The organism is Polaribacter sp. 2405UD43-2 (assembly GCF_058147125.1).
The window spans coordinates 159,576-175,651 of record NZ_JBYVJX010000004.1 but is presented as its reverse complement, the minus strand read 5'-3'; the positions used below and the strand labels follow the sequence as shown (position 1 = coordinate 175,651).

The following is a 16,076-nucleotide window of genomic DNA, read 5'->3' as shown; positions in this document are numbered from 1 at the left end:
AGTGTTTTTTAAGGATATTTTTAATATTGTATTCTATAAAATAAATAAAAACTCTTAGGGAGTTTTATTTTCTATTATGTTGAATTTTCATTATCTTTAGAAGTAGAATGATATTTGTTCTTATAATCTGAAGGTAATTTTCCAAATTGTTTTTTAAAGGATTTTCTAAAATTTCTTAAATCACTAAAACCAAGTTCATGAGTAATTTCAGAAATATTTAACTCTGTTTGAATAATAAGTTGTGCTGCTCTTTTTAGTTTTATTGTTCTAATAAACTCTAGTATGGATTGATTTACTAACTTTCTAAGTTTTCTGTATAATACAGAGCGACTCATATTCATTTCACTAGCTAAATCGTTTACAGAAAACTCGTCATTTGAAATATTTTTTTCAACAATGTTAATTGCTTTTTTTAAAAAAACATCATCTTCAGAATTAATTTCAAGTTTTTTAGGTTCAAGAATAATTTCTTTTTTTAACTTACTAAGTAGTTTTTCTTTAGACTTTATTAAATTATGCACCCTAGTTTTTAAAACTTCTGCATCAAAAGGTTTTGTAATATATGCATCTGCTCCAATGCTATAGCCTTTACTTTTATGTACGGGCAATGTCTTTGCAGTTAATAACACTACAGGAATATGCGCAGTTATTACCGTGCTTTTAATTGTTTTACAGAGCTCAAAACCATTCATTACAGGCATCATAACATCACTAATAATAAGAGCAACTGGTTTCTTTTTTGAGATATGAATAGCTTCTAAACCATTTTCAGCTTCAAAAACATTATATTTTTCAACAAAAAGACTTTTTATAAAATACCTTACTTCTGTATTATCTTCTACAATTAATAATGAGGGTATTTTTTCATTATGTTTTTCTTGATTTTTTTTTGCCTTAACTTTATTAGATTCTAATTCTTTAAAAATAAAGGCTGGTTGATTAAAGTATTTTTGTTCAACATCATCAAATTCTTCTTCAAAGCATTCTTTTTCAGTTAAATGTTCTTCCCCTAGTGGCAATAAAATTGAAAAACAAGTACCTTCAATATTGTTGCTTGTAACCTCTATTTTTCCTTTATGTAGTTCTACTAAGCTTTTGACAATTGATAAGCCAATTCCTGTTCCCGATTGAACTTCATTTTGTTCTAGTTGGTAAAACCTATCGAAAATAAAGCTTAAATGTTTTTTTGGTATTATTTTACCAAAATTTGTAATTTCTAATTTAATAGCCCCATTTTTAAAATCTTCATTTTCCTTTTCTTTTGAGATTTTTAATATTATTTTACTATTTTCTTTTGTGAATTTAAATGCGTTGGAAAGTAAGTTGAAAAGTATTTTTTTTAGTTTTATTTTATCAAACCAAACAGAGATATTATCTTTTTTACTAATAAAAACATATTCAATATTCCTTTGAATAGCTAGTTCTTCAAAGGATAATTTTATATTGTTAGTGAAAGCCACAATATTATTTTTTGAGGCACGTAGTTCTAATTTTCCAGATTCATTTTTTCTAAAGTCTAGTAATTCATTAATAAGTTGTAGTAAAATATTTGTATTTCTTTGTATGGTTTCTAAATTCCTCTTAACAAAAGTATCTTTGCTATTAATTTTTAATAACTGTGCTACAGGACCAGTTATTAAGGTTAGTGGTGTACGAAAATCATGAGAAATATTTGTAAAGAGTTTTAGTTTTAATTGGTTAACTTGTTCGAGTCTTTCCTTTTCAAATTTCTCTTGTTTTAATTCGTTTTTTTCTCTAATTCTTACTAATGATAATTTTCTAATATAATAAATAATAAGAAAAAGGATTAGGCTATATGATAAATATGCCCACCATGTTTTCCATGGGGCGGGTAGAATAGTTATTTTTAATGAAGTTCCTTCTTCGTTCCAAAGCCCATTATTATTTGAAGCCTTGACTTTGAATATATATTGACCTTCATTAAGGTTTGTATAAATTGCCTTTTTATTATTTCCTATATAATTCCAATCATCATAACCCTCTAGCTTATAAGCGTAATTATTTTTACTTGGTTGCAAAAAGCTTAATGCTGTGAAATTTATGCTAAAATCGTTTTGGTTGTGTTTTAGAGTAACCTTATTAATAGAATCGGTAATTTTTAAGAAAGATTTTCCGTTTACTTTTAAATTAGATATATTAATAGGAGGTAAATAGGAATTTTCTTTTATATCTGTTGGGTTAAAATAACTAATACCATTGGTGCCTCCAAACATTAAATGATTCTTCTTATCTTTTAAAGTTGCACCATAATTAAATTCGTTTCCTTGTAAACCATCAGATTCATCAAAGTTTTTAACGGTTTTATTTATAGTATTGATTTTACTGATTCCTTTATTTGAGCTTACCCAAATATTTTTGTTATTATCTTCTAAGATACCATATATAACTTCATTTGGTAGGCCTTCAGCAATACCATACCTTAAAGATTTACCTGTATTGATATTGTATTGATATAATCCGTCTCCTTTAGTTCCAATCCAATAATTACCCCTTGAATCATCATAAATACATGCAGCCGAATTACGAAAATTACTTTTAGTGTTTATATTTTTAAAGTTTATTAATGTCTTAGTCTTAGTATTGATGTTTATTTCTTCTACTCCCATTGAACCACATACAAGTATTTTGTTTTTGATTGATGATTGTGTTATACTTAAAATTGATTTTAGTGTATTATCCAATCTTAAAAACTTGTCTTCTTTTTTAACATAAATAAATAAACCCGAAGTAAGTGTTCCTATCCATATGTTATTATTTGCGTCTTCTAATAATGCTAAAATTCTGTAATCTGATATGTTTATGTTACTGTTTTTTCCTTTGTTAACTCTTTTAAATTTAAGAGGTTTTAAGTTAGGGTTTACAATATTTAAACCGCCATCATGAGTTCCAATCCAAAAATTCCCTTTAGAATCTTTAATCATAGATTTTACATTGTTAGAACAAATACTATTTTCATCTTCTGGGTTGTGTAATAGATTTTTATATTTACCAGTTTTTTTATTAAAAATGCTAATACCACTTCCTTCTGTACCAATCCAAAAAGTATCAAAATTTTCAATTATAGAACTAATTACTTTTGATTTTAAATCTTTGTTATTAGTTCTTGATAATAAATTTTTAAAGTATTGAAAACTAGTGTCGAAAAAATTAATTCCTCCAGCCCAAGTACCAATCCAAACCCCACCTCTCTTATCTTTATAAATTTTGTATATAGAGTTGTGACTTAAACTTTTAGGATTCTTCTCGTTATGGATGTGCTTTTTGTATGTTTGTTCTTTGTTATTTAAAATGTATAATCCAGTATAAGTGCCTATCCATAAATTATTGTTTTCATCTTCGTAAATGCTTCTTACTGGAGTTTTAATTATTTTATGACCATTTAATTTATAGTCTTTAAAAGTTTTTGTTTCCTTATTAAATTTTGCCAAACCATTATTATAACCTAGCCATAAGTTATATTCTTCGTCTTGATAAATTATTGGGGCATTATTAATATGTTTTTCAATTAATGCTTGTGGTGGATAATTATAGTGTTTAGTTTTTTTAATTTTATCATTTATAGAAACAATTCCGTTAATGGTACAAATCCATAAATTATTATTTTTAGAATAATGAAATGAGCGTATTCTATTATCTGTTAGTATTTTTTTATATATGTTTTTAATTGAGTCGTTTTTAATATTTAACTTGCAAACGCCAGCATTTGTTGCAATTAATAAATAGTTTTTGTTAACTTGGGTTAAATCCCAGATTCCATTATTAGAAACACCAAATTTTCCACTTAAATTAAAGTAATTCTTAAAATTATCATTTTTAGCATTATACTTGTTAAGCCCACCTTTAGTTCCTATCCATAAATTTCCAAAATTATCTTCATAAATCGAAGTTATCCAATTATGACTTATGCTTGTAGGTTCTTTTGAGTTATGTCTATAGGTTGTAAATTTTGAGCCATCATATTTGTTCAATCCATCTCTTGTTCCAAACCATAAATAGCCTTTTTTGTCTTGAAAAATAACTACTACAGAGCTTTGTGATAGCCCATCTTTAGATGACAAATGTTTAAAATTTAAATTATTTATTAGCAAACTGTTTTCTTGAGAATAACACAGAAACAAAGAAAGGGAGCAAATAATAAAAATTATAGATCTAATTACTTTCAATTTATAGTTTTATTTTAAATTTCTCATCAAATTCCGAACAATTAGCTTAGCTTTTGAAACTTCCGTTTTGAGAATTTATTAATATTGATTTGTTTTTTATCTAGTTTAAAATAGCTATAAAGCCTCTTTACTTGTTTGAAAATCAGAATTATTAACAAGGAGTCAATAAAAATTACTGATTATAAGACCTAAGAAATGTAATCAAACAATATAGCTCATACTCTATTATATCAAAGGTAATAAAAAACATAACAAAAAGAACCAGATAATATAGAATTAAGTAGTATCAATAATTTGATTATTGTTGTTATTCAAGATTTATGTTTGTAAATACGGATGAATATTTATAAGAAATTAGTGAAGTTAAATTCTGAGTTTTTGTTACTACAACTCAAAAATAAAATATATATTATAAAAAGGCACCCTTTATTATGGAATTGGGATATGACTTAAAAAAGTAGACAAAAAATATTTTTCACAAATCGCTTTCCTAGATTTAGAGGGTAAAACGAACAATTAAGGCCTGTTTAACGAACATTTTTACACACTAGTTTACCTGTTTGTTTAATTAGTTTTGTTTAGAAATAAATCAAGTAATTATATAATCAAGTAAAAATTAAATAATGAGGAAAAATTTTAAAAAAATAGAAATTAGAAGATTTCAGATACTCTTTTTATTTTTTATGTGCATTTTTGTTAATAGAGCAGTTGCTCAAACCACAATAATAAAAGGTAATATAAAAGAGGAGTCTGGAATTCCAATGATTGGAGTAAGTATTTTGGAAACTGGTACTCGAAATGGTACAACTTCAGATTTTGATGGTAATTATTCTATTAAAGTTAATAAAGGATCTGAATTAACTTTTAGTTATTTAGGATATAAAACTGTAAAAGTTAAAGTACGCAATCAAACGGTAATTAATGTTAGTTTAAAACAAAGTTTAAATGTTTTAGATGAAGTTGTAATAATTGGATATGGTACTGTTAAAAAAGAAGATGTTACAGGATCAGTAGGTGTAGTTAATATGGGGCAGTTAAAAGCTGCACCTGTAACTAGTTTTGACCAAGCTTTAGCAGGACGTGTTGCTGGAGTTAGAGTTAGTGCTGGAGACGGTCAGCCAGGAGATGCTCTTAAAATTACAATTAGAGGAGGTAATACCATAAATGGAGATAATTCACCACTATATGTATTAGATGGTTTTATTATGGATGATTTCGACCCTGCTTTAATAGATCCTTCAGATATTCAATCAATAAACATTTTAAAAGATGCGTCTGCAACTGCTATTTATGGAGTAAGAGGAGCTAATGGTGTAGTTTTAATTACTAGTAAAAAAGCTGAAATTGGAAAAATGAAGATATCATACGAAACTAATTTGGCTGTTAAAAATATAACAAAAAAACTAGAAGTACTTGATGCTTATGAATTTATTAAATTAGGTTTAGAAATAAACCCATCAAGTACTACAAGAAGATATCTATCTGTATACGATTATGATTTAAATACAAGTGTTGTTGTAGGGAAACCAGAAGATTACAAAAATGTAAAGGCTAGAAACTGGCAAGATGTTGCGTTTAGAACAGCTTTTACAAAAAGTAATAAATTAAAACTTTCTTCAGGTAATAAGATTACCAAATTTAATGCCTCTTTAAATTATATTGAAGATCAAGGGTCATTATTACAATCTGAATACAATAGGCTTAATGGACGAGTTGTTTTTAATCATAAAATTAATAAAAAATTAGATGCTTCTGTATATATGTTGTATACAAATTCTGTTCAGAAAGGATTAAGAACAACAGGTACATCATCATATTCATTTATGAGAAATCTAATTTCTTATTCTCCAATTCTAAATAAGTTTATTGATTACGGAGATCAAGATCCTTTAAACGATGTTAATGAAGATTATGACTATTTAAATGTAGTTAGCTGGCATCCTATTGTTTCATTAAACAATGAGTATAGAAAAAATGAAAAAGATCAATTTATTGCAAGTTTAGGATTAAAATATAAAATTACGCCAAATTTACGATTAGAGACTAAAGCTAGTTATAATACTCAATTTTCTAGTTATGGTCGTTTTAATAACAGTAAAACTGTTTCAGGACGACTAGTTAATAAACGAGATGGTATTAATGGATCTATGGATAAAAGAAGAAGAACATATTTTTCAAATGTAAATACTTTAACATATAATAAGAAATTTGGAGATCATAGTTTTAAAGTATTATTAGGTGCTACTTTAAATATTAGAAAATATGAACGAAGTAAAAAGTATTCTAGAGATATTCCTCAATATTTAGAATACCTAGGCATTAACTCTATAGATGGAGGAACTCTTGATAACACAGGAGATATATATGGAGATAGTGAAACTAGAGTTTTTTCACTTCTAGGAAGAGTAAACTATTCATTTATGAATAAGTATTTACTTACAGCATCAATAAGACGTGATGGTTCTTCAATCTTTCCTAAAAAAAATAGAATAGGTTATTTCCCTTCAGCAGCTGTTTCATGGCAAGCACATAAAGAAGGCTTTATAAAAGACTTAAATATATTTTCTCAATTAAAATTTAAAGCAGGGTATGGTAGAACAGGTAATGATAGAATTCCAGGCTCAGCAAGATTTGAGTTCTTAACAGATGAAAATTCATCATATTTTTTTAATGGAAACATAATTGCTGGTCAACGACCACCAGGATATGGAGCCAACCCAAATTTATTTTGGGAAACTACAGATCAAACAAATATAGGGTTAGATTTAGGATTCTTAAATAACAGAATTTCAATATCTGCTGAAGCTTATCAAAAAGATACTAAAGACTTACTTATTAATTCAGATGCAGCTTTATCTCAAGGGTTTTCTTCAATTTGGATAAATTCAGGACATGTAAGAAATAGAGGTTTTGAGTTTGGATTATATACAACAAATGTATCAACAGAAAACTTTAAATGGAAAACTGATTTCAATATTTCTTTTAACAAAAATAAAATAGTTTCATTACCAGATCAAAAACCAATTTTTGGAAAACCATATTATTATTGGAAACTAAGTACCAATCAATTTATTGTTCAAGAAAATAAACCTTTAGGTAATATGTATGGTTATATTTCTGACGGTGTTTATCAACCAAAAGATTTTGTTGACTATAATCCAAATGCAACATCTCATACTTTATTACCAACTGAGCCAAGTTATAAAGGTAATCACAGACCAGGAGATGAAAAATTTAGAGATTTAAATGGTGATGGAAAAATAACTGGTATAGATAAAACTATTATTGGTAATGCTTTACCAAAGCATTTTGGAGGAATAGAAAATAAATTTAGCTATAAAAACTTCGATTTAAATGTATTCTTTCAATGGTCTTATGGTAATGATATTTTAAACGCAAATAGATTGATATTTGAAAGTATGAGTATTTCTTCTCAAAATCAATTAGCGACAGTAAAAAATAGATGGAGACCAGATAATCAAAATACAGATTTATATAGAGCTGGTGGTCAAGGATTTGAAGATGTATCTTCGAGAGTTATTGAAGACGGTTCTTATATAAGACTGAAAACAATAAACCTTAGCTACAATTTTGGAAGTGAATTCCTTAAAAAGATAAAGGTTAATAGTCTACAATTATATATGTCTGCTCAAAATCTTTATACATGGACTAATTATAGTGGTTTTGATCCAGATGTGTCAGTTCGAAGATCTTTAATAACACCAGGTATTGATTATTCTGCTTATCCAAAGCATAGAACAATTAGTTTAGGTACAAAAATTACATTTTAAATAAAATTATAATTATGAGAAATAAGATAATAGTTTTAACCATATTTTTTCTAACTACAATCGTGTTGCAAGGATGCGATAGTCAATTAGAAATAGAACAGAGAGATAATATTTCTGCTGAAAATTTATACAATTCTGAATCAGGTGCTTTAGCAGGACTTGCAGGTATTTATAGTCGAATAGTAAAAACGTACCGAGAATCAATTATTAATGCGCAATATCCTACTGCCAGTACAGATGAAGGTCATATAGCTAGACATGGAACTAGAAGTATTTTAAAAAATAATTTTACTACTGCAGACCCTACTCTTAAATTTATTTGGGCTACATATTACGAAGGGGTAAATGCCGCAAATAATTATATACTTAATCTTAAAAAATCTGCATTAAGTGATGATATTAAGAATAAATATTTAGCGGAAGCACATTTTTTAAGAGCACTTTTCTATTTTGATTTACAAAAATCTTTTGGAGGTGAAGAAGGAGTGCCAATGCCGTTAGAAAAAACAGCAAAGCAATTACTTCCTAGAACTAAAGGAGTAGATGTTTATAAACAGATTATTTCAGATTTAGAGTTTGCAGAACTGTATTTACCAACAGACGCAAAAGCTACACCAGGTAGGGCAGGTAAAAATGCTGCTAGAGGTTTGTTAGCAAGAGCATATTTATATATGGCTGGGAACCCAATTAATGAACCAGGTGCTTATGAAAAGGCTCGTGATTGGAGTAAAAAAGTCATCGATGAAAAATATCATATGCTAAACCCAAGTTATCAAGACGTCTTTGATAATTTAGCAAAAGAACAGTATGAAAAAAAGGAAATGATTTTTCAAATTGGATTTTCTTTTGCAGAATTAAATAGTAATTATTCTTCAAAAATTGGATCCGTATTTGGAATGTTAGTTGAAGATGAAGCTTGTGGTAAAGGTTATGGAATTTCTTTTGCAACTATTTCATTAATACAGAAATATAGATTAGACCCAACTGACGAAAGAGGGTTGTGGAATGTATCACCATATTATGTAAAAAGAAAAAGAGATTGTAATTTTAGTACTTTAGATACACAATTTAGATACCCAATGTCTAAATACCGCAGATTTTTAGAAAGTAATCATACACATTCAAGTTATGGGCCTCATCATTGGCCAATACTTAGATATTCAGATGTTTTATTGATGTATGCAGAAGCAGAAAATAAATTGACTCCTGGTTCGTCAAAAGCATTAGCAGCAGTTAATAAAGTAAGAGGTAGAGCCAAGGCTACATTATTAACAGCAATTAATGAAGAATTAATTCAAGAAGAACGTTTATTAGAATTGTGTTTCGAAGGTCAACGTAAGTATGATTTAATTAGATGGGGTAAACTTCATGAGAAAGTTCTTGAAACAAAACTGATAATGGAAACATATGCCGCAAATAAGAAGTTTGTAAATAAAGATTATTTAATTTATGGCCCAGAAAATGTAGGTCCTGATGGAATTCCGCAAAGTGGAGATGAACCAACTAAACTAAAAATTAAATATAATTATATGCCTACAAGGTATAATTATTATGACGGCTATAATGATTTTGACCCTACAAAGCATTATGTATTACCAATACCAGAGCAAGAAATAGGTGTTAATCCACACATTACACAAACTAAAGGTTGGTAATCCCATTTTTAAACTAAAACCATTAAAAAATGAAAAAAATAATTTATACACTATTTAGTATTGCTTCAATACTTCTTTTATTCCAAAGTTGTGAAGATTTTGAAGAAGTTGATAAGCCAGGCTTTAAAGTTAAATTCAATAAAACTGTTAAAGCAGGAGAAGAAGTGCAGTTTAAAATAGAAAATGCACCAAATTTTTTAAACTTTTATTCGGGTGAATTTTCACACGAATACAAACACAGAAAACGCACGCTTGCAGAAGGTACTTTAAGTATGTCTTTTGATAACTCACAACACTGGCAAAATGGAGTAAGTAGAACAAAACAATCATTGTTTATTTTATATTCAACTGACTATGATGGGTCTGGAGAAAAAGAAAGTATAAAAAAAGCAACTTGGGTAGATATATCAGATAGGTTTACTTTAGCAACTGCAAGAACTTATTCTTATACACATTCTGGTATAGCAGATATTACAGATATTGGTGGAGATGGCTCAAAGCCTATTCATATAGCAATTAAATATTATTCCGAAGAAAAGAAATCTGAAGGAAATAGACAAGGCTTATGGAGATTTGATAATTTTAAAATAGATTTAACATTAAAAGATAGTGATAAATCATTGAATGTAGCAAATCTAGTATCACCTGGTTGGAAAATTACAAATGTTCAAGGTTCTAACAGTAATTCTGCTTATGATCAATGGTATCCACGTAAGGGGTATTTCACAATCTCAGGCACAAAAGCAGAATATACAAATGAAGATTGGTTAATAACAAATCCTATTCATTTATTTAATGTTTCTCCTGATAGAGGTAAATCATTAAAATCATTTTCAGATAAGTTAGAATCGTTCTCATACATTTATAAAAAACCTGGAACTTATACTATTACATTTGTTGGAAACAATACAACAATCCATGGTGATGAAGAGACTGTAGTAGAATATAATATTACCGTAACAGAATAATTATATAAATTTGAATTATGTTTAACAAAAAAACTACTATAAAACTATTTTATGGTAGTTTTTTATTTAAATAAATTAATTAAAACCATGCAAAAAATAGTTGTATTTATTTTAAGCTTTACGTGTACTTTATGTTTTATTAACTGTGCAGATTCTTCAAAAAAAAAGGAACAAAGTAAAACTGTAACTCAAAAAATTAACAATACAGACTTTGATTTAGGTAAAGAGATTGCTAAATGTAGCAAACAGCTAGAACAAGTTGTCTTAAAATTAACAGATTCGTCTAAACATCCAAGATTTATTAAAACAGGTAAAAAAGAATGGACACTAGAAAAGAGTACTAAAAACACTTGGACATCAGGGTTTTATTCTGGTATTTTATGGTATATGTATAATATTACTGGTGATGAGAAATGGAAAAAAGAAGCCATAAGAAGAACAGAAGTTTTTAAAAGCTATAAAACAATTAAAAACCACCATGATATTGGTTTTATGATGTTCACCTCTTACGGAAATGGTTATTTATTTGGTAACAAAGAAGATTATAAAAGCGTGTTGCTAACTTCAGCAAATTCTTTAGCTACCAGATATAATAAAAATACAGGAACAATAAAATCTTGGAATTCTAAAGGAAGACCACGTTGGAATCAACATATTACAATTATTGATAATATGATGAATCTAGAATTGTTGTTTTGGGCTGCCAAAAATAATGGTGATAAGGAACTTTATGATGTGGCATTTAATCATGCAGAAACAACAATGAAAAACCATTTCAGAAAAGACTACACTTCTTGGCATGTTTTAGAATACGATACTATTTCAGGAAATGTATTAAATAAACATACTAGACAAGGATATAGTGACGAAAGTTGTTGGTCTAGAGGTCAAGCTTGGGCTATCTATGGTTACACTATGGTATATAGAGAGACAAAAGACAAAAGATTTTTAAATTTTGCAAAAAAAATAACAGATAAATATTTGTCTCTTTTAACAGAAGATTATGTACCTTATTGGGATTTTAATGCTCCCAATATACCAAATGAAGAGAAAGATGCGTCTGCAGCGGCTGTAACTGCATCAGCACTATTAGAGTTAAGTACTTTAGTTGATAATGAAGATGATAAAAAGAAGTATTACAATGCAGCTCTTAAGATGTTAAACTCATTAAGCTCTGAAAAATACTCAGGTATTGGAAAATCTGATGCTTTCTTGTTGCATTCTACAGGGGCAAAATCTTTAGGAAGAGAAATTGATGTAGCCTTAATTTATGCAGACTATTATTACATTGAAGCCTTGTCAAGATTGAAAAAAATACAAGAAAAAAAATAATTTATCAATACTGTAGACTTATTTAAAGGTTTTTATACTACCATATATAACAAAAAAACTCTTTGTAATCATAAAAATAAAAAAAGTATAATTTTCAAAAGGAAAATACAAAAATGAATGTTGTAAAGAATATAATTATTGGCTTAATTTTTATTTTAAGTATTGGTTTGCAAAGCCAAGAGTCGCTTATTTGGAAAAAATATGTAGGAGATATTGATAATGATTCTATTCCTTTATTAATGGACTATTCGTATGCAGGATATGCCTTGGGAGAAAAAGGAATACCAAACTGCTTTAAAAAATTGAAAAAGTTTAATGTTATTAATTATGGAGCAATTCCAAATGATACATTATCTGATCAAGAAGCTATTCAAAAAGCTATTAATGCTGCCGAAAGAAATAACGGTGGTATCGTTTATTTTCCTCGAGGAGAATTTTTGGTGAATGTAAAACCTAAAAAAGCGAATCCAATAACGATTCGTTCTTCTAATGTTATTTTAAAAGGTAGCGGTCTTGGAAAAAAGGGAACAATTATACATATGAAAAATCATATGTTAAGAGATTACCCAGAACAAGAAGAGTGGCGTTTGAGTTATATGTTTAAATTTATGCATCATCAAAAAGTACAAGATAGTACTATTCTTATTGCAAATGCTAAAGAAGGAGATAGAGTTATTAAAGTTAAAAATGTAGAGCTATTTAAAAATCAAAAATATTTAAAACTAAAAATGCCTTATAATTTAAACGAGGTAACTCCTCATTTTGAAGGTAAAGGGTCAAGACCATTTTGGGATAAGATTAATAAAAGAGGAATTAAACTTATTGAAATACATGAAATTAAACAGATTAAGAACAATCGTATTATTTTAAAAGATCCTCTTTTAAATAATATTGATATAAAAAATAAATGGAAGGCGATACCTTATAGTCTTCTCGAAAATGTAGGCGTAGAAGATATATATTTCAAAGCAAATTTTGAAGAAGATTTTATACACCATAAAAATTTCATACACGATAATGCTTGGTCTATAATAAGTATGGATAAAGTAGCAAACTCATGGGTGCGTCGTTGTCGCTTTAGCAATATTACTGGAGCTGTATCTTTAAGTAATAGTTACTCATCTTCAATACTAATGTTATTAGTTGATGGTAATAGAGGGCATAAACTTACAAATGTATCTTTGTCTACAAGGGTTTTAACAGGTCTAATTAGCGACAAGACCAACAAAGGCCAGTGGCATGGAGCTTGTGTATCACATAAAACTTCAGGTTCTGTAATATGGAGAGTCAAAACTCCAAAACGAGGATGGGATTCCCATGCAGATATTCCAAAAAACAATTTGATAGATATGTATGAAGCAGCAAAAATGACTGCACATGGAGGTAATAACAAAAATGAACCACATCATTTAAAAGGATTAACCCTTTGGAATTACAAAAGAGTTGGAGATAATGTAGAAAACTATAATTTTTGGAAGTTAACAGGTAATAAACATAATTATTGGGGATTTGCGGCTGTTAATCCAATTGTTATTGGCTTACATGGATCTAAAACAACTCTTGTAAACGAAAATGTTGGTTATATAGAGAGTTTAGGTAGTAAAGTAATGCCAGAATCTTTATATGAAGCTCAATTAGAATATAGGCTAGAAAAAAAACCTAAATGGTTAAATAAAACCTTACGAAAATGGAGAAGAATAGAAAAAAATTGGATAAAACAATTAGGTTCTAATTAATAATAAATATTGATTAATCACCCTTTTTTATTTTGGTTTAAATATATTAATTGATTAAAAATTAATTTGCTTTTCAGGCGATAAAAATCATTAAAGCAATAAAAACCCTCTCTTAAAAAGTAAAGTTTAGTGTCTAAATACATAGAAATTATAAGTAAGTAAAACACCTGATGTTAACAAATTAGGTAAAATTATAAGAAAAAATGAAATTTCAAATTAAAAAAATAATTCTACTTGTTAGTTTTTTTGTTGCAACAATTAGTGTTGCACAGCATAAAGAATCTTCACTTTTAGAAAAGTTAAACCAACACTCAAATAATGCAAGAGTAAATCACGTAATTAAAACTTATAAAAAAGGCAAACAGGCTGCTGCTTTAAATCAGCTTTTAGACATTTATCGATCTAAAGAAAATTTATATTTAAAGCGAAGTAATACCAATTTGAAATTTATTACTGATAATTTTAAAGAAGATGTAGCTCAAACTATAAAAGTTGCAAAACAAGTATTAGATAAAAACTTTGTTTTTAGGTATGATTGGGATATGGAAAAAACAAATATTCCATATAAATTTAAAGGTGATATTGATTGGAAAGCAATTCCAAACGGAGATGAAGAATGGTGTTTTATGTTAAATAGACATCGGTTTTGGGTCGATTTAGGAAGAGCATATTACATAACAGGAAAAGAAAAGTACGCAAAAGGACTTGTAGCTCAAATTACACATTGGATAGATAATAATTCATTAGAAGATGATGAGTTAAAGAAATTTTCATGGAGAAGAATAGAAGCAGGGTTAAGATGCGAAAACTGGATTAAATCCTTTGAATATATTAAACACTCAAAATATGTAACGCCAGAGTTTTTAGCAAAATTTTTAAACTCCTTATATGAACATGGAGACTATATTAATAGTAAGTTTAGTAATTTTTCTAAAACAAGTAATTGGGGAGTATTAGAGTTTAGTGGATTGTTCAATCTTTCAGTTTTTTTAAGTGAATTTGAAATAGCAGAGAAATGGAAAAATAGCGCAATTGATAAATTGACCACATGTATTAATATTCAAATTTTAGATGATGGAAGTCAATGGGAGCAATCTCCAATGTATCATAACGAGGTGTTTCATTGTTATATGAATGTTGTCTTACTGGCTCAAAGAACTAAAACAAAGCTTCCCAAAAGTATAATTAATAAGACAAGAGATATGGCGTTTGCCAATGTGAAATGGCAACAACCAAACTATCATCAGCCAATTTTGGGAGATAGTGATGATACAGATTTAAGAGATCTAATTTCTTTGTCTGCACACCTTTTTAATGATCCAGTTTTAAAATCAAGAGGTTTTAGTAAAGCTAATTATGATTTGCAATTTATGTTAAATGAAGTAGAGATTCAAGCATATAACAAATTAGAGCCTAAGAACCCTGATTTTTTATCGGTATATCAGCAAAATTCGGGAGACTTATTTATGCGAACTTCATGGAAAGAAGATGCGACTTATATGGGATTTCATTTAAAAAAACTTGGCTGTGGCCACGGGCATGATAACTTGTTACATTTTACCCTATTTGCTAATGGCAGAAATTATTTAATTGATGGCGGAAGATTCACGTATGTTGATAATAAATGGAGAGAGTATTTTAAAAATAATAAAAGCCATAACACTTTAGGTGTAGATGACTATACAAATAGTGTTTACAAGGATTCTTGGTCAAATAAATACGAAGCCAGTTCTAAAGGTATTTATACAAAATTAACTTCTGATTTTGATTATGCTGAAGCAACGAATATGGCTTATAGTAGGCTGAAAGATCCAGTAAGTATGAAACGTAGGTTATTGTTCCTTAAGCCAGATATTTGTTTAGTTTTTGATAGTTTTTCAGCAAAGGAAGAACATAAATATTCACAATATTTTAATTTTTCAGACCGCAATGTAAAAATTGAAAAAAATGGTTTAATAACAACATTTAAAAACAACAATTTAAGAATTCAACCTTTAAAAAATGTAGATGTTAAATTAAAAAAGACTTTTAGATCACCTGAATATAACTTAAAAGTAGAAAATAAAAGAGCAGAATTATCTACTAAGTCTAAAGGGTTTACATCACTAATAAATCTTATCTATTTTCCTGAAAATGTTAAGTTAAAATATAAAAAAGAACCAGTATATAATCGCAAAAATGTATTGATAGATGATGATGATGTTGAGGCAGTAACCATTGAATTTGAAGATAAAAAATATACAATTATAATTGCACATAATTTTCCAAAGCCAAATTATGATTTTTATAAAGTAAAAAATTATTTTGTTATAGGAGAAGTTATTTTAATTGAAGAAAAAGGTTCTAAATTTAAAATTAATGTTATAAAATAAGCAATAGTGTTTTGTTTAAATAGTTGAGTGCATTATAA

7 protein-coding genes are annotated in these 16,076 nt (G+C 27.9%); 6 read left to right on the top strand and 1 reads right to left on the bottom strand.

Features of this window, described 5'->3' with window-relative positions; all coding sequences use genetic code 11:
* Positions 1–74: 74 nt before the first annotated feature.
* Positions 75–4,079, bottom strand: coding sequence for a hybrid sensor histidine kinase/response regulator transcription factor (locus ACY2RX_RS07605; RefSeq protein ID WP_490103366.1), 4,005 nt, complete (start codon positions 4,077–4,079; stop codon positions 75–77).
* Positions 4,080–4,807: 728 nt separating this feature from the next.
* Here ACY2RX_RS07605 and ACY2RX_RS07600 point away from each other — a divergent pair.
* From ACY2RX_RS07600 to ACY2RX_RS07575, 6 genes are all read left to right on the top strand, one after another.
* Positions 4,808–7,975, top strand: coding sequence for a SusC/RagA family TonB-linked outer membrane protein (locus tag ACY2RX_RS07600; RefSeq protein WP_490103365.1), 3,168 nt, complete (start codon positions 4,808–4,810; stop codon positions 7,973–7,975).
* A gap of 14 nt (positions 7,976–7,989) precedes the next feature.
* Positions 7,990–9,630 (top strand): RagB/SusD family nutrient uptake outer membrane protein, encoded by a 1,641-nt coding sequence (locus tag ACY2RX_RS07595; protein WP_490103364.1) that lies wholly within the window; start codon positions 7,990–7,992, stop codon positions 9,628–9,630.
* Between the two features lie 29 nt (positions 9,631–9,659).
* Positions 9,660–10,598: a DUF5017 domain-containing protein gene (locus tag ACY2RX_RS07590; RefSeq protein ID WP_490103363.1), complete on the top strand. Its 939-nt coding sequence runs from the start codon at positions 9,660–9,662 to the stop codon at positions 10,596–10,598.
* A gap of 87 nt (positions 10,599–10,685) precedes the next feature.
* A complete protein-coding gene (locus ACY2RX_RS07585) occupies positions 10,686–11,930 on the top strand; it encodes a glycoside hydrolase family 88 protein (protein ID WP_490103362.1) in 1,245 nt (414 codons plus the stop codon).
* A 113-nt stretch (positions 11,931–12,043) separates the two neighbouring features.
* Entirely contained in the window at positions 12,044–13,666 is a 1,623-nt protein-coding gene (locus ACY2RX_RS07580) for a DUF4955 domain-containing protein (RefSeq protein WP_490103361.1), read from the top strand.
* A 203-nt stretch (positions 13,667–13,869) separates the two neighbouring features.
* On the top strand, positions 13,870–16,038 hold the full coding sequence (locus ACY2RX_RS07575) for a heparinase II/III family protein (protein ID WP_490103360.1): 2,169 nt from the start codon (positions 13,870–13,872) through the stop codon (positions 16,036–16,038).
* The last annotated feature ends 38 nt before the right edge of the window (positions 16,039–16,076 follow it).

Excerpts from the sequence above, each read along its gene's own strand:
- ACY2RX_RS07585 (WP_490103362.1), top strand. The coding sequence starts at position 10,686 with ATGCAAAAAATAGTTGTATTTATTTTAAGCTTTACGTGTACTTTATGT.
- ACY2RX_RS07590 (WP_490103363.1), top strand. The coding sequence starts at position 9,660 with ATGAAAAAAATAATTTATACACTATTTAGTATTGCTTCAATACTTCTT.
- ACY2RX_RS07600 (WP_490103365.1), top strand. The coding sequence starts at position 4,808 with ATGAGGAAAAATTTTAAAAAAATAGAAATTAGAAGATTTCAGATACTC.
- ACY2RX_RS07575 (WP_490103360.1), top strand. The coding sequence starts at position 13,870 with ATGAAATTTCAAATTAAAAAAATAATTCTACTTGTTAGTTTTTTTGTT.
- ACY2RX_RS07580 (WP_490103361.1), top strand. The coding sequence starts at position 12,044 with ATGAATGTTGTAAAGAATATAATTATTGGCTTAATTTTTATTTTAAGT.
- ACY2RX_RS07595 (WP_490103364.1), top strand. The coding sequence starts at position 7,990 with ATGAGAAATAAGATAATAGTTTTAACCATATTTTTTCTAACTACAATC.